12 protein-coding genes are annotated in these 17,122 nt (G+C 26.2%); 5 read left to right on the top strand and 7 right to left on the bottom strand.

Annotated features, from left to right (window positions below; genetic code table 11):
* Positions 1 to 118: 118 nt before the first annotated feature.
* Positions 119 to 703, bottom strand: coding sequence for a molybdenum cofactor guanylyltransferase MobA (gene mobA / locus CRV12_RS03200; protein ID WP_136131199.1), 585 nt, complete (start codon positions 701 to 703; stop codon positions 119 to 121).
* A gap of 133 nt (positions 704 to 836) precedes the next feature.
* Between mobA and CRV12_RS03195 the strand changes: the two genes are divergently transcribed.
* Together CRV12_RS03195 and CRV12_RS03190 are read left to right on the top strand one after the other, a co-directional pair.
* On the top strand, positions 837 to 1,439 hold the full coding sequence (locus tag CRV12_RS03195) for a DsbA family protein (protein WP_136131198.1): 603 nt from the start codon (positions 837 to 839) through the stop codon (positions 1,437 to 1,439).
* 31 nt (positions 1,440 to 1,470) lie between these two features.
* Positions 1,471 to 2,331 (top strand): 5'-3' exonuclease, encoded by an 861-nt coding sequence (locus tag CRV12_RS03190; RefSeq protein ID WP_136131197.1) that lies wholly within the window; start codon positions 1,471 to 1,473, stop codon positions 2,329 to 2,331.
* Between the two features lie 189 nt (positions 2,332 to 2,520).
* Here CRV12_RS03190 and yihA read toward each other — a convergent pair whose 3' ends face one another.
* A complete protein-coding gene (gene yihA / locus CRV12_RS03185; RefSeq protein ID WP_136131196.1) occupies positions 2,521 to 3,114 on the bottom strand; it encodes a ribosome biogenesis GTP-binding protein YihA/YsxC in 594 nt (197 codons plus the stop codon).
* Positions 3,115 to 3,491: 377 nt separating this feature from the next.
* On the opposite strand from yihA, the gene typA reads away from it, so the two are divergent.
* Positions 3,492 to 5,309, top strand: coding sequence for a translational GTPase TypA (gene typA, locus CRV12_RS03180; RefSeq protein WP_136131195.1), 1,818 nt, complete (start codon positions 3,492 to 3,494; stop codon positions 5,307 to 5,309).
* Between the two features lie 95 nt (positions 5,310 to 5,404).
* Here the strand turns inward: typA and recG are convergent, their stop codons facing one another.
* The 3 genes from recG to gmk form a co-directional block, all read right to left on the bottom strand.
* Complete coding sequence (gene recG / locus CRV12_RS03175) at positions 5,405 to 7,483, bottom strand: ATP-dependent DNA helicase RecG (protein WP_136131194.1); 2,079 nt, start codon at positions 7,481 to 7,483, stop codon at positions 5,405 to 5,407.
* 504 nt (positions 7,484 to 7,987) lie between these two features.
* On the bottom strand, positions 7,988 to 8,212 hold the full coding sequence (gene rpoZ / locus CRV12_RS03170) for a DNA-directed RNA polymerase subunit omega (protein WP_136131193.1): 225 nt from the start codon (positions 8,210 to 8,212) through the stop codon (positions 7,988 to 7,990).
* A gap of 40 nt (positions 8,213 to 8,252) precedes the next feature.
* On the bottom strand, positions 8,253 to 8,885 hold the full coding sequence (gene gmk, locus CRV12_RS03165) for a guanylate kinase (RefSeq protein WP_136131192.1): 633 nt from the start codon (positions 8,883 to 8,885) through the stop codon (positions 8,253 to 8,255).
* Between the two features lie 442 nt (positions 8,886 to 9,327).
* Here gmk and prlC point away from each other — a divergent pair, with 442 nt between their 5' ends.
* A complete protein-coding gene (gene prlC / locus CRV12_RS03160) occupies positions 9,328 to 11,361 on the top strand; it encodes an oligopeptidase A (RefSeq protein ID WP_136131191.1) in 2,034 nt (677 codons plus the stop codon).
* Positions 11,362 to 11,433: 72 nt separating this feature from the next.
* Here the strand turns inward: prlC and pitA are convergent, their stop codons facing one another.
* Positions 11,434 to 12,942, bottom strand: a complete 1,509-nt coding sequence (pitA, locus tag CRV12_RS03155) for an inorganic phosphate transporter PitA (RefSeq protein WP_136131190.1) — start codon at positions 12,940 to 12,942, stop codon at positions 11,434 to 11,436.
* Positions 12,943 to 13,176: 234 nt separating this feature from the next.
* A complete protein-coding gene (metK, locus tag CRV12_RS03150) occupies positions 13,177 to 14,325 on the bottom strand; it encodes a methionine adenosyltransferase (protein WP_136131189.1) in 1,149 nt (382 codons plus the stop codon).
* A 669-nt stretch (positions 14,326 to 14,994) separates the two neighbouring features.
* On the opposite strand from metK, the gene tkt reads away from it, so the two are divergent.
* Complete coding sequence (gene tkt, locus CRV12_RS03145) at positions 14,995 to 17,013, top strand: transketolase (protein WP_136131188.1); 2,019 nt, start codon at positions 14,995 to 14,997, stop codon at positions 17,011 to 17,013.
* The last annotated feature ends 109 nt before the right edge of the window (positions 17,014 to 17,122 follow it).

The following is a 17,122-nucleotide window of genomic DNA, read 5'->3' as shown; positions in this document are numbered from 1 at the left end:
TGCCGAACTCAGAAGTGAAATGTCGTAGTGCCGATGGTAGTGTGGAGTTTCTCCATGTGAGAGTAGGAAACTGCCAGGCATTAATTATCTAATACATTAGTTTTGTTTGAAATTTTTATTAAGATAAATTAAGATGAAGATAGTTTTTTAAATCTAAAGGGGTATTTATATTGTAGAAAAGAAATTCATTATCTACAAAATAGACCGGATGTCCACCATAAGATTTAAAGAAATCAATTAAATTATATTGATTAAAATGTTTTGGTTTATTCATATATAGTTCTACTATTTTTTTTTGAATTAATACCATAGTTGGATGATCTCTTTTTTTTGAACGTACCCATAGTATTTGTGAATCATTTTTTTTTTCTAATAGTTTTTTTACATAATTTAATGGTATATTAGGAGTATCACAAGAGCAAAATACTGCCCAATTACTCTTGATTAATAATAATGTACTTAATATACCGCATAATGGACCTAAAACATCTCTAAATGAGTCCTTAATGACTTCATAGCCGCTTAATTTATAAATATTAATATTACGATTAGCACTGATTATTATATTATCTACTTGAGGTTCTAGCTTTTGAATAATATGTTGATACATTGGTTTTCCATGTAATAATATTAAACCTTTATCTTTACCATTCATACGCAAACCCTTTCCACCAGCTAAAATTACTCCAGTTAATGTATGCATAATTTAAAAACAATCATATAAATAATCCTGTATTATACTTGAATTTGCTTTAACTGAAAAATTAACAATATTATATAAATAAATCTAAATCAGGGTATAATTTTTTTGATGATTTGCAAAGGAAAATTTTAGTATGAAAAAATGCTATATTATATTTTTTGGGTTAATTATAACTTTTAATACATATGCTACACAATTTATTGATGGTAAACATTATATTACCTTATCTAAACCAATTTTAAATCAACCTCAAGTTGTAGAGTTTTTTTCTTTTTCTTGTCAGTATTGCTATAAATTCGAAAATCAATTTAGAATTCATCAATTACCAAAAAATATTAAATTAGTTAAATATCATATTGATTTTATAAAAAAAGGTTCTATATTAACTCATGCATGGGCTATTGCAATAGCTTTAGGTGCCGAAAATAAACTAATTAAACCAATTTTCAGTAGTGTTCAAAACATGAAAAATCTTGTTAACAAAAAAATATTAAAAGATATTTTTATAAAAAAATTGAATATTTCTTCTGAAGAATATGAAAAATTATGGACGAGTTTTTCAGTAAAGCTATTGATTGAAAAACAAATAAAAGCAGCTATAGACTTTAATGTCAGTACTATACCTGCTGCATTTGTCAATGGGAAATATATGATAAAAATTGATAATTTAGATATAGAATCACAAGATGCTACCATAAATTATTTTGATATAATTAATTTCCTATCTAAAAAATAATTTTTAGGTAGAAGCATTGTGCTAATTTTTAATGAAACATTTAATTTTAATTGATGGATCATCTGTTCTTTATAGAGCCTATCACGTTTTTCCATCATTAACGAATAGTAAAGGTGAACCAATTGGTGCAATTTTTGGTTTTATTAATGTATTAAAAAGCTTAATAAAAAAATATAATTCAACTCATATAGGTATCGTATTTGATATATCAAAAAAAACATTTAGAAATAAGATATTTGTAAATTATAAATGTAATAGATCACCGATGCCTAGTAATTTAGTTATACAAATTGAACCACTGTATGATATTATATCAGCAATGGGTTTAAGAGTTATTACAGTCACCGATGTTGAAGCAGATGATGTTATCGGAACTTTAGTAGTTAAGTATACTAAATTAGATTTTTCAATATTAATTAGTAGTAACGATAAGGATATGGCACAATTAGTAAGATCAAATGTTAATTTAATTAGTAATACCAAATCAATATTAGGTCCATATGAAATTGAGCAAAAATACGGTGTTTTACCTGAATTGATTGTAGATTTAATAGCTATTATGGGTGATCGATCAGATAATATTCCTGGAATACCAAGAATAGGACAAAAAACAGCAATAAATTTAATAAAAACATTAGGTAACATTAAATCTATATATTCTAATTTGAATAAAATATCATCTCTTTCTTTTCGTGGTGCAAAAAATACTGCTATTAAACTAGAACAATATCGTGACTTAGCTTTCTTGTCATATAATTTAGCAAAAATTAAAACAGATGTTGTAATACATTTAGATTATGAAGATTTAGCCATTAAAGATATAAATATTGTTGCTTTAAAAAAAGCATTTAATCGTTATGAATTTAGAAGTTTTTTGAATTATTTAATATAAAATATAGATTTATTGCTTTTTAAATAATCTTATGAAAATAAGTTGTTTGATTATTTTTACAATATATGCAACTGAATAATATAAATATCCTATTTTATATACTAAATATTTCCATAAATTAAATATTATATTTTACTTAGCAAAGTATTAATCTACAATTAGTATTGTTAGAGTATGAAATTGTATTAATTATTTTTGAAACCATACATTTAATTTTTGATAAATTGTATCAATACCTATACCTTTGATTGATGAAAATAATTCGACTTGAATACTAAATATAAATTTTGATAGAATTTCTCTGGTTGTAACTAATTTTAATTTTTGTTGAGATAAACTTAATTTATCTGCCTTTGTTAATAATATAAGTAAAAAAATATTTCCTTTATTTGCTAAGCGAATTATTTCTTCATCAAAATCATTTATTGAAGTCTTAATATCTACTAGTAATACTAATCCTTTTAAGTTGTTATTATTTTTTATGTATTCTATGAGAATATTTTTCCATATGTTTCTATTTTTTTTAGATGTTTTAGCATAACCATATCCTGGTAAATCTACTAAATATTTGTTATGTATCACTTCAAATAAGTTAATTAGTTTTGTACAACCTGGGTTTTTACTAGTACGTGCTAGATGTTTCTGATTTGTTAATTTATTTAATAAACTAGATTTTCCAGAATTAGAACGACCAATGAACGCTACTTCAGTCGTATTACTATTCAGAGGCAAATATTTTATACTGGGAGCGCTTATAACAAAACGTGTACTATTGTAATTCAAAGTAAATTTCCTTAAAAATTAATATGATAATAAATTATATGTGATATATAGTGAAAAATCATAAATGTTGTAATTCAATAGATTTATCATATTTGTTACTAACACTGCAATAATAATCAAAAAAATCATTTTTGTATATATCGATTTTAATTAATACTTTTATATATTTAATTTAATTTATTAAAATAATTAATATCCTTCAATGTAAATAGTGTTTAACGCTGAATAAGCATACAAAAAATTTATTTTTACGTAAGAATTGATTTTAGTTTAAAGGATGTAATTTATCATTAATATTCAAAAATATTTAAACTATAATTAATATTTTTAATAATTTATTGTAAATAAATTATTTTATTAGTTAAAGAGGTAAAATTGTGATTAATAAATTACGTAATATAGCAATTATCGCTCATGTTGATCACGGAAAGACCACATTAGTTGATAAATTACTTCAACAATCTGGTATTGTTGATGTTAACCATGCAAATATTGATCGTATAATGGACTCAAATGAGCTAGAAAAGGAAAAAGGAATAACAATCACATCAAAACATACTGCTATTAAATGGAATGATTATCGCATTAATATTATTGATACTCCAGGACATGCTGATTTTGGAGGTGAAGTTGAACGCATTTTATCAATGGTAGATGCAGTTTTGTTACTTGTAGATGCTATTGATGGACCCATGCCTCAAACACGTTATGTAACTAAAAAATCATTATTATACAATTTAAAAATTATAGTAGTTATTAATAAGATTGATAGAAATGGTGCACGTCCAACTTGGGTTGTCAACAAAGTATTTGATATGTTTTTTAATCTTGATGCTAACGATGAGCAGTTAGAATTTCCTGTTATCTTTACTTCAGCGTTAAATGGTACTGCAGGATTAGATTATAATAACATGTCCACAAATATGACTCCTTTATATCAAGCAATTGTTAAATATACACCACCACCTACAGGTGAAACAGATGCTCCGTTACAAATGCAAATATCCCAATTAAATAAAGATAATTACCTAGGATTAATGGGTATTGGACGTTTAAAAAATGGTACAATCAAACCAAATCAAAACGTTGTTATAACTAACAACAATGGAAAAATAATGCATGGTAAAATTCATAATATTTTAGGTTATCTTGGATTAAAACAAATCAATATTGATATAGCTAAAGCTGGAGATATAATAACAATTACCGGTTTAAATGAATTAAATATTTCAGATACTATTTGTGATCCAAAACATATTAAATCACTTCCTGATTTAAAAGTTGATGAACCAACAGTTAGTATGTATTTCAGCGTAAATACTTCACCATTTTGTGGTAAGGAAGGTAAATACTTAACTTCACGTAAAATTTTTGAACGTCTGAAAAAAGAATCTACATATAATATAGCCTTACATGTTAAAGAAACTGATAATTCTGATGTTTTTTGTGTGTCTGGTAGAGGAGAATTACATCTTTCTATTCTAATAGAGAATATGCGTCGTGAAGGTTTCGAATTTGCAGTATCTCGTCCAAAAGTAATTTTTCGTGACGTTAATGGTTGTAGGCAAGAACCATTTGAAGAATTGATATTGGATATTGAAGAAATACATCAAGGACCAATAATTCAAGAGATAGGAATACGTAAAGGTCATCTTAAAAATATGGATTTAAATGGTAAAGGACGTATAAGACTCCATTATATAATGCCTAGTCGTAGTTTAATTGGATTTCGTAACAAATTTATGAAAATGACTTCAGGTAGTGGTAATTTATATGCTACTTTTAGTCATTACGATGAGTTATGTACCTGTGATATTAGTCGACGTAAAAATGGTGTTCTAATTTCTAATAGTCAAGGTAAAACAGTTGCCTTTGCACTATACAATCTCCAAAATAGGGGTAATTTATTTGTTAATCAAGGTATAGAAGTATACGAAGGACAAATAATTGGCATTCACAATCGTTCAAATGATCTAACTGTTAATTGTTTAGCTAGTAAAAAATTAACTAATATGCGAGCTTCGGGTAGTGATGATACTATCACTCTTATTCCTCCATTAATAATGACACTAGAACAAGCAATTGAATTTATTGATGATGATGAACTTGTAGAAGTAACTCCTAAATCAATTCGAATTAGGAAAAATTATTTAAAAGAAAGTGAACGAAAAAAAGCCATACGTAATAACTATTAATATGAAAATTTTATTAAAAATTCTATTTTTATAATTTCCATAAAATAACTAGCATATTATTGTTTTTTAATTTTTATTAAAAAATAAATTTAATATCAAATATTAGTATCAATAATTTTTTTTGATATCCAACGTTCAATTATACTATTAGCCTTTTTAGGATGATATTTATGCATATAGCATGCTGCCTGCTGTACTTCAGATATCATCATTTGGTCACGTAAAAGATCTACTATTTTAAAATTAACAGCACCTGTTTGTTTTGTACCAAGTATCTCGCCTGGACCACGAATTTCTAGATCTAGTTGTGCAATCATAAACCCATCATTAATATTTCTTATTGCTTCTAATCTTCTGATAGCAATTTTATTAAGAGGTGGTTTATACAACAAAACACAGTAAGATACTGAAGATCCTCTTCCTACACGACCTCTTAACTGATGCAATTGTGCTAAACCTAAACGTTCTGCATTTTCTATAATCATTAAACTTGCATTAGGCACGTCTACACCAACTTCTATTACAGTTGTAGTGACTAATAATTGCAATTTATTATTTTTAAAATTATTCATAATCACTTGTTTTTCTGATAATTTCATTCTACCATGAATTAATCCAATCTTTATATTAGGCAAGGATTTATTTAACAATTTCCAATTAACTTCTGCTGCTTGCGCTTCTAGCAATTCCGATTCTTCAATAATAGGACATACCCAATAAACTTGACGACCTTCTAAACAAATATTTTTAACACGTTTAATAATTTTATTTCGGCGAATATCTGGCACTACTATGGTTAGTACTGGATGACGACCTGGAGGAATTTCATCAATAATAGAAATATTAAGATCAGCATAAGCAATCATTGCCAAAGTACGTGGAATAGGAGTTGCTGTCATTATTAATTGATGAGGCCTAATATTTTTTGCTTCACCTTTTTTCCATAATGCTAGACGTTGATGAACGCCAAAACGATGTTGTTCGTCTATTATTATTAGTGCTAATCTTTTAAATTGCATATGTTTTTGAAATAATGTATGAGTACCAACTACTATAGCTATATCTCCATTAGCAATCATATCCTTTTGTATTTTTCGTTCTTTATATTTTTGTTTTCCAACTAACCAACCAATTTCAATACCAAGTGGTGAAAACCATTGACGAAAATTATCCGCGTGTTGTTCTGCTAACAATTCAGTTGGCACCATAAAAGCCACTTGTTTACCTTGAGCTATAACATTTAGTGCTGATAGAGCAGCTACTAAAGTTTTTCCAGAACCTACATCACCTTGTAATAAACGTGTCATTGGATAATTTTTAGATAAATCTTGTTCTATTTCTTGTAAAACCTTATTTTGAGCATTTGTTAAAGAAAAAGGAAGAGTAGATAATAATTTATTAATTAACTTATGATTTTTAGGTATTGGCATAGCATTATAACTATGTATAGTATCACGTGCTGCTAGTATTCTAAGATTATGAGCTAATAGTTCTTCAAAAATTAATCTGTAGTTTGCTAACTTAATCTTATTCTCTAGTTTCGCTAGATTTATACCCAATGAAGGATGATGTATGGTATGTAAAGCTTCAGAGAAGCTAACTAAACTTTTATTTATAGTTTTAGGAATTAATTCATCAAGTTTATAATCATTTAATATAATTAATGCCTGGTCTATTAAATTACGTAAAACTAATTGACTTATACCTTCAGTTGTAGAATAAACAGGAGTTAAAACTTTTTTTATTTTTATATTTTTTTCTATTTTGTAAGCAGTGTATTCAGGATGTATAATTTCAATACCATATTTGTGACCTTTAATTTCTCCATAAGCAACAATATAGTAACCTGGAATAAAAATATTTTTTATCTTATTATTAAAATTGAAAAATTTAATTGTTAAAATGCCACTTCCATCTGTGATTTGACATGACATAATACGACGAGAATTATAAATTATTTTTGTTTTTATTACTTTCCCTATAACTGTGGCATACGTGCCAAATACTAGATTTTTAATAGAACATACCTGTGTACGATTTTCATAACGTATAGGGAAATGAAATAATAGATCTTGGACAGTTTGCAAACCCATTTTAGCTAATTTTTTTATTTGCAAAAAATTAACTTTATTTAATGTCTTTATAGATATATGGTTTAAAAAATTTTCGTTCATATTTAATCATTACTTCTATTGTAAATAGGTTTTTATCTATGAAGATTATTTTTCATTTTGATTGAGATTAATCATATATGTTGATATAACGCATAATATTTTATAATACATATTATGTGGTTTATTATTAATCACAAACATAAAATAATGATCTCCTATTCAATTTATTGATATTACAGAAATTAATTTAAATAATTCTATTAGGATAAATGCAACTGTTTTCGTTGTTTTTGATGGTCATATATATTTTTTATAATTATTTAAAAAATATATATATTTTATTAATGAAGACAAGAAGAGATAAATACATATTAAAATTTAGATTTTTATTATTTAAACATCTTAAAAATTTTTAGTTAATTCAGATTATCTACAATATGATAAAGATAATATACGTTTATAAACAACAAAAATATTATTACAATTAGACAACAAACATTACATAAAAATTACTTAATTTTATTAATTTTTTAAGTAGAATCATCTGAAACAACTAATAATTTTTTATTTTTGTTTTTTTTGATGATCACAAATATCTAAAATTTGTTTTGTAATCAAATTTTTTTCTATTTCACGTAGTGCAATCACAGTAGGTTTATCATTTTCCGGTGGAACTAAAGGTTCTTGTCCTCCTATTTGCATTTGACGTGCTCGACGTGCAGCTACCAATACCAAATCAAATCGATTACCAATTTTTTCTACTGCTTTTTGAACTGTTATACGTGCCATTTTAATATTAACTCATTCATAATTATTACGTTATCTAGTATTATATTAAATTATTTAACAAATTACCAATTAAATTACTATAACGTATTGTTTGACTTGATATACTCAAACGTGTAGCATGAATAATTGTTTTAAGGTCATTTAAAGCTATATTAAAGTCATCATTTATTATTAAGTAATCATATTCTTTATAATGACCTATTTCTTCTATTGCTTTTTCTAATCTATGCGTAATTACGTCTTTATTATCCTGACCACGTTTACATAATCTTGTTTTTAATTCATGTTGTGATGGCGGTAAAATAAAAATACTTTTTGTATTAGGTATTTTATTTCGAATTTGTTTAGCTCCTTGCCAATCAATATCTAGCACAACATTAAATCCTTTAGAAAGAATTTGATTGATTTCATTGTAAGAAGTTCCATAATAATTTTCAAATACTTTTGCATATTCGAGAAAATTATTTTCATCAATCATTTTTTTAAATTCATATCTCTTAATGAAGTAATAATGTTTTCCATGAATTTCTCCTGGACGCATATTACGTGTAGTATATGATACTGATAAACGTGTTGAATTCAATAACATATGTGTTTTTAGTGCTGCTTGAATTAAACTAGATTTTCCTGTTCCGCTAGGAGCAGAAACTATATGTAATATACCTTGAGACATTATATTATTAAATATTTTATTTTGTTTTTTGTATAATATTTATATTACTTAATTCTATAATATTAAGTATATATCTATAACGTAAAAATGATTTTTTCTTAAAAATAGAACGGCTAAATTACAAGTTATTTAATTAAAATTCTATCACAAAATTGTAAACAAAAAAACACATTGTAACTATTTATTGTATTATATCAAACTAATTAATATATATTATTAATATTATATTAACATTATTAATGTATTAAAGATAATCTTTAATACATTAATTAATAATGTTCATTTTATAGATAATTATTTAAAAAAATAATAAAACTTATTGATTATCATAATTTTATTGTTTAAATATTTAATATACATCTATTTTATAAAATATATAATATCTGAATAATCCTTAAAAGAAGGATTTGTATCATTAAATTTTTTCAGGAAATATAATACTATGACTAACCCATTACTTAATCCTTTTATATTACCACCTTTTTCTAAAATTCAATATAAGCATATTATGCCTGCTATTATTCAAATTTTAAAAAATCGTCAAATAATAGTAGAAAAAATATTATCTCAACAAATTAATTATAATTGGGATAATATGATGTATCCTATAGAAGAAATAAATGATTGTCTTAATAAAGTATTTTCCTTAATTAGTCATTTAAATACAGTTATAGATAATCCAGAATTACGTGAAATTTATAAACAAATTTGCGCACTAATTCTGCAATCAGATACCTGGATGTTACAAAATAAAAAATTATATGAAGCATATTTATTTTTAAAAGAAAAAAATTATGCATTATTAGATGATATTCAAAAAAAATATATAACAAAAGTATTAAAAAATTTTAAATTATCTGGAATTGATTTAGACAAATATGAACAGGAAAAATATTGTAAGATAGTTAATCGTTTATCAGAAATAGAAATAATTTACAGTAATAATTTATTAGATGCTAGTATGGGCTGGGAAAAGTTAGTTGTAAAAAAGAAAGAATTATCTGGAATATCTAAAAATATATTAACGAAAATACGTGAAAAATCGAATAATAAAGAAGGATGGGTATTAACATTAAATTTTCCAATCTATCTATCAGTATTAACATGTTGTAATAATAGTAAATTACGTAAAGAAATATATTTAGCATATTCAACACGTGCTTCTGATCAAGGACCTAATGCTCATCAATGGGATAATAGTGATATTATTAATGAACAATTATTACTTAGATATAAGTTAGCAAAATTATTAGGTTTTAAATCATTTGCTGATAAATCTCTAGTTGATAAAGCAGCTAAAAAACCAAAGAAAGTAATTAATTTCTTATATATCTTATTAGATAAAATATATAAGAAAGCAAAAGAAGAAATAGCAGAACTAAAATTTTTTATTAAAAAAAAATATGGCGTCCACAAGTTAAATCCATGGGATTTCGCCTATTATAGCCAAAAACAAAAAAAGTATCTTTATAAATTTAAAGATGAAGAATTACGTTCATATTTCCCTGAAACAATTGTTTTATCTGGTTTATTTGAATTAATAAATCGTCTTTACGGAGTAACCGTTATTAAACGTACTAATGCAGATGTATATCATCCTGATATAGTTTTATTTGATATACTCAATAAACAAAAAGATTTATTAGGTAGTTTTTACATTGATATATATGCGCGTAAAAATAAGTGTAGTGGTGCTTGGATGAATACTTGTGTTAATAGAATGCGTAAAATCAATGGAAATATACAAAAACCTGTAGCATATATTATATGCAATTTTAATCATCCAGATCAAAACAAACCAGCACTTTTGACTCATAATGAAGTGATAATTTTATTTCATGAATTTGGTCATTGTCTTCATCATATTTTGACAACAATAGATGTTCCAGGTGTTTCAGGTATAAATGGAGTACCATTAGACATAATTGAATTTCCTAGTCAATTTATGGAAAACTGGTGCTGGGAACCTGAAATCATTTCACTAATTTCAGGACATTATAAAACTGGTAAACCAATACCCAGTAATATTTTAAATAATTTATTAAAAACAAAAAATTATCAAAAAGCTATATTTATTTTACGTCAATTAGAATTTAGTTTATTTGATATTAATATACACTATAATTTTCATCCTCAAAAAAATAAAAATGTTTTAGAGATATTAAAAAATATAAGAAATAGGATTTCAATTCTACCATATGTAAAAGAAGATAGATTTCCTAATTCTTTCAATCATATTTTCAGTGGGTGCTATGCTGCAGGTTATTATAGTTATTTATGGGCTAGCGTTTTAGCTGCAGATGCGTATGCTCGTTTTAAAGAAGATGGTATTTTTAATAAAGAAACCGGTAAATCTTTTTTAGAAAATATATTAATGCGTGGTAGCTCAGAAGATTTTGATAATATGTTCAAACGTTTCCGTGGTCATGAACCAAGTATTCAATCATTATTGAAACAATATGAAATTTCATTATAAAAATTTTTTATTATATCAAAACTATATTCTACCATGGCATGGTTAAAATATAAACATGCCATTAATATTAAATTAGATTAATAATAACTTTAACATAATCCAATATACCAAACCAGATAACAAAACACATATTGGAATAGTTAATATCCATGCCATTAGAATATTTTTAATAGTGCGCCAGTGTAATCCTTTTCCATCTACTAACATGGCGCCTGCTACTGACGAAGAAAGGATATGTGTAGTAGATACTGGCATTCCAGTATAACTTGCAATACCAATAGAAAGTGCTGCTGTTATTTGTGCAGACATTCCTTGAGCATATGTCATACCTTTTTTACCTATCTTATTTCCTATTGTAGCAGCTACACGACGCCAACCAATCATAGTACCAATTCCTATAGCTAAGGCGACTGTGATTATAATCCATAACGGTGCATATTCAATAGTACTTAACAAATCTTTTTTCAATTTGTTAAGTAAGCTTTTATCGTCTATAGATATGTTTGGTAATTTTACTACTTTATCAATAGTGTCAGCCATACATAATAACAAATAACGAATTTGTATCCTTTTATTAACTGACAGTTCACTATAATTCTGCAAATGATTTAATAGTATCTTAGTTTGTTTTATTGTGTTAAATGCATTAATTGAATTACAGTGAAATCTTTTGTAATCCATAGGATAGATATTAGTTGATATTAATTTGCTATATTTATTTAATTGATTTATATCTTCTAAGAAATTTTTATGTTGTTTATAATAATTTTCAAGATTAATAATTGCATCGTGAGTACGTGTAATTTCATAATTTGAAGAATGAATATTTACTACAAATCCTGCAGGTGCAACACTAATTAAAACTAACATAATTAAACCAATTCCTTTTTGTCCATCATTGGAACCATGAGAATAACTTACACCCATAGCTGATATCACTAGAATCACTCTAGTCCAAAATGGAGGTTTTTTCTTTCCATCAATTTTCTTGCGATTAAAAGGAGTCATGTGAATGCGTGCTTGTTTTTTATTATTACTATAGCAATGACGTAAAATAAAAATGAGTCCACCTGAAATTACTAAACCAATAATTGGAGATATTATTAATGAGCTAAAAACATTTATAATACGAGAGATATTTAGCACATTAAATAACGAAGTATTAGTTCTTATTGTATTAGTTAAAGCTATACCAATAATGGTACTTATTAAAGTATGAGAACTGGAAGTGGGTAATCCTAAATACCATGTACTAAGATTCCAAATAATAGCTGTTAGTAACATGGAAAATATCATGATGAGTCCATGAGATGATCCTACATTTAACAGTAAATCTGTAGGAAGTAAATGGACTATTGTATATGCTACGCTTAATCCTCCTAATAAAACACCAAAAAAATTAAATATTCCAGACATAATTACAGCAAGTTGAGCACGCATAGTACGTGTATAAATCACTGTTACAACTGCATTAGCTGTATCATGAAAACCATTAATTGCTTCATAACACAATACAAATATTAAAGCTAAGATCAATAACAATGCAGTATTTATATTCATACCAGTGAATAAATGTAGCATAAATTTTACGCCGTTTTTTAGAAAACATGAACAATATTATATTATCCGTAACAGACTTCTCCATCTGCAAAAAAGACAAAATTAAAATTAATTTAAAGATTAGTTATAACTATTTTAAATATAGATTGTATATAATGCTATTATGTTAATAATACAATAAAAATTAATTAAAAATTTTTAAAATTTAACTAATATTTATTATCAGGATTATAGATCAAATTATTATAATATCATCTAATACAATTCGTTTTTCAAAATTCCTACTTTATCAATTTTTTCCCATGAAAATTTTTCTCGACCGAAATGACCATAAGATGCTGTTTTTTTATAAATTGGATGTAATAGATCAAGCATCTGTATAAGTCCATAGGGACGTAGATCGAATAAATCACGTATTACTAAATTTAGTTTTTTTATAGAAGTTCTTTCGGTGCCAAAGGTATTGATCATAATAGATGTAGGATTAGCAATCCCTATAGCGTAAGATAATTGAATTTCACAACGATCTGCAAGGTCAGCAGCAACTATATTTTTAGCTATATAACGTGCAGCATAAGCTGCTGAACGATCAACTTTTGATGGATCTTTTCCTGAAAAAGAACCACCACCGTGTCTAGCCATACCACCATAAGTATCAACAATAATCTTGCGACCAGTCAAACCACAATCTCCCATAGGACCACCAGTGACAAATCTTCCAGTGGGATTGATATAATATTTGGTATTACTATTTAACCATTTTTGAGGTAATACTGGTTTGATAATGTTTTCCATAACTGAATCTTGTAAATCTACTTGACTAATATCTTTTGCGTGTTGAGTAGATAATACAACATTATCAATTCCAATAATTTTATTATTTTCATATTTAAAAGTAACTTGACTTTTTGCATCCGGACGTAGCCATGACATTGTACCATTTTTTCTTAATTCAGCTTGACGTTTAACTAAAAGGTGTGCATATGTAATAGGTGCTGGCATAAATACGTCAGTTTCATTCGTAGCATAACCAAACATTACGCCTTGATCACCTGCACCTTGATCTAAGGGGTTGTTGCTGTTAATAGCATTATTAATATCTTGAGATTGTTTTCCAATACCATTTATAACAGCACAGGAATTTGCGTCAAAACCCATATCTGAACTTGTATATCCAATCTCACGAATTGTGTTACGAATAATTTCTTCTATATCAACCCAAGCATCAGTAGTAATTTCTCCTCCAACTAAAACCATACCAGTTTTAATATATGTTTCGCATGCTACATGGGATTTATTATCTTTTTCAATAATTGCATCAAGAATTGCATCAGAAATTTGATCAGCAATTTTATCTGGGTGACCTTCTGATACAGATTCAGATGTAAACAGAGTTATAGTCATTTTATTCTTATCTATGCCTTATAAAATAGTTTTCATTTAATCTAATATTTCAAAATAAAATTTAAGTAACTATCAACAAATTTATTTTTTGGTATATTTTTTATATATAACACCACAATAATAATTATTTTCAATTAATTGAGTTCTAAATAAGAATCATTATTAACAAGTAAGCAATAGTATCAATCATATCATATATAATTGTATTTTTCACATTAACAAGTAAAAAATAATTAAGATGTTTAAAATAATTATATTATTAAATTTATATACCTTAATATAAGTTTTTGTTGATTACTAATGTTAAGAAAATAAATTAATTAAGTCTATATTTAATATTTATATATTTTTTATCGCAACAATAATAATATACAAGTTAATTAATAAATAACTATAAATTATTAAAATATATATTATTTAAAGTAGGCAAAACATAGAATATTAGTTAATATTTGTTTTCTAATTTATTATAAATAAAGATAATGCATTATTAACTATGATGAAATACTACATTTTAAATAAAAAATATTTAAAATATAATAAATACAACATATTATTCTTAATAAAAACTTTTATTATTGATGAAAATATTTAATTTATAACACATTTATAATCTTTATCTAAAAATACATAAACATGATTAATGATTACACTAAATTGGAGTATGATATGCCCACTCATAAAGAACTTGCTAATGCTATTAGAGTACTAACAATTGATGCAATACAAAAAGCTAATTCTGGTCATCCTGGTACCCCTATGGGTATGGCAGATATTGCTGAGGTATTATGGAGAAATTATTTCAATCATAATCCAATTAATCCACTTTGGTTTAATCGTGATCGTTTTGTATTGTCTAACGGTCATGGTTCAATGCTAATTTATAGTCTTTTACATCTTACTGGTTATAATCTTTCAATAAATGAATTAAAAAATTTTCGCCAATTAGATTCAAAAACTCCTGGTCATCCTGAATATGGTCATACAGTAGGAATTGATACCACAACTGGTCCATTAGGACAAGGAATTGCAAATGCAGTAGGTTTTGCAATTGCAGAAAAAACCTTAGCAGCACAATTTAATCGTCCTGGTTATGATATTGTAAACCACAATACTTATGTGTTTGCTGGTGATGGCTGTATGATGGAAGGTATATCTCACGAAGTTTGCTCATTAGCTGGAACTTTAAAACTAGGTAAATTATTATTGTTTTATGACGATAATGGTATCTCCATTGATGGCAATACTAAATATTGGTTTACAGATGATACTGCTAAGAGATTTGAAGCTTATAATTGGCATGTAATAAAAGATATTGATGGACATAATTCACATAATATTATGACATCAATAGAAGAAGCTAAAAATATTAAAGACAAACCCTCAATATTAATATGTAAAACTACTATCGGTTTTGGATCACCAAATAAGGGAGGAACACATCATTGTCATGGTGCACCTTTGGGTGACAATGAAATTTTATTAACTAGAAAGTATCTAAATTGGCGACATCCAGCTTTCATAATTCCACCAGAAATATATAGTGCTTGGGATGCAAAAGAAACTGGTCGAAATTTGGAAGAAAAATGGAATGAAAAATTGTCTTCTTATTTAAAGTCATATCCAACAATGGCTAATGAATTTAAACGCCGTTTAAGTAATAATCTTCCAAATAATTGGAATAAGCTAACAAAAAATTGCATAAAATATTTGAAACAAAATCCAGAACATATAGCTACTAGGAAAGCCTCACAAAAAATTATCGAATTATTTGGTAAAGGTATACCAGAATTTATTGGTGGTTCTGCAGACTTAACACCTAGCAATCTTACTACGTGGTCTGCTTCTAATCCAATCAATAAAAATACAGAAGGTAATTATATTCATTATGGTGTAAGAGAATTTGGTATGACTGCAATTGCTAATGGTATTTCATTACATGGTGGTTTTTTACCATATACTGCTACTTTTCTTATCTTTAGTGAGTATACTCGCAATGCCATACGTATGGCAGCATTGATGAAAATTCGTCATATTATGATTTATACGCATGATTCTATTGGGGTAGGAGAAGACGGACCAACCCATCAGCCAATTGAGCAAATATCTAGTTTACGGATTATACCAAATATAAATTTATGGCGTCCTTGTGATCAAATTGAGTGCGCAATAGCATGGAAATTGTCTATAGAAAGAAAAAATGGTCCAAGTATTTTAATATTATCTCGTCAAGATTTAATACAGCAATATAGAACATCTGATCAAATAGGAAATATAGAACGAGGTGGTTACATATTAAAAGATTGTGATACAAAAGAAATAGATCTAATTTTAATTGCTACAGGTTCAGAAGTAGAATTAGCAGTTTCTGCTTACCATAAATTATCTAATAGTTTAAAAGTTCGTGTAGTATCTATGCCATCAACTAATATATTTGATCAACAAACAGAACATTATCGTGAATCAGTTCTTCCAAAGAACATAACAAATAAAATTGCTATAGAAGCTGGTAGTCCTGATTTATGGTTTAAATATGTTGGACACGAAGGTGCAATTGTAGGTATAAATAGTTTTGGTATATCTGGAACAACTGGTAAAATATTTGAGAAATTCGGTTTTACTGTTGATAACATTATATCAGTTGCTAATAAACTATTAACTAAAAAAATAAATAACCATTTATTATAATATTCAGTAAATAGTATTATTTTTAGTAATAGTGAAACATTCATTATAAATAATCTAATTAATATTAATATAATTTTTAATTATTAAAATTATACATTGTGTCTTTCTT

The organism is Candidatus Pantoea edessiphila (assembly GCF_002933315.1).
Lineage (GTDB): Bacteria > Pseudomonadota > Gammaproteobacteria > Enterobacterales > Enterobacteriaceae > Pantoea_C.
This window is presented reverse-complemented; position numbering and strand designations above follow the sequence as displayed.

Coding starts and splice junctions, on each gene's coding strand:
- gmk (WP_136131192.1), bottom strand. CDS start 8,885: ATGTCTCAAGGTATATTACATATAGTTTCTGCTCCTAGCGGAACAGGA.
- metK (WP_136131189.1), bottom strand. CDS start 14,325: ATGACTATAACTCTGTTTACATCTGAATCTGTATCAGAAGGTCACCCA.
- CRV12_RS03195 (WP_136131198.1), top strand. CDS start 837: ATGAAAAAATGCTATATTATATTTTTTGGGTTAATTATAACTTTTAAT.
- mobA (WP_136131199.1), bottom strand. CDS start 703: ATGCATACATTAACTGGAGTAATTTTAGCTGGTGGAAAGGGTTTGCGT.
- rpoZ (WP_136131193.1), bottom strand. CDS start 8,212: ATGGCACGTATAACAGTTCAAAAAGCAGTAGAAAAAATTGGTAATCGA.
- tkt (WP_136131188.1), top strand. CDS start 14,995: ATGCCCACTCATAAAGAACTTGCTAATGCTATTAGAGTACTAACAATT.
- recG (WP_136131194.1), bottom strand. CDS start 7,483: ATGAACGAAAATTTTTTAAACCATATATCTATAAAGACATTAAATAAA.
- prlC (WP_136131191.1), top strand. CDS start 9,328: ATGACTAACCCATTACTTAATCCTTTTATATTACCACCTTTTTCTAAA.
- pitA (WP_136131190.1), bottom strand. CDS start 12,942: ATGCTACATTTATTCACTGGTATGAATATAAATACTGCATTGTTATTG.
- CRV12_RS03190 (WP_136131197.1), top strand. CDS start 1,471: ATGAAACATTTAATTTTAATTGATGGATCATCTGTTCTTTATAGAGCC.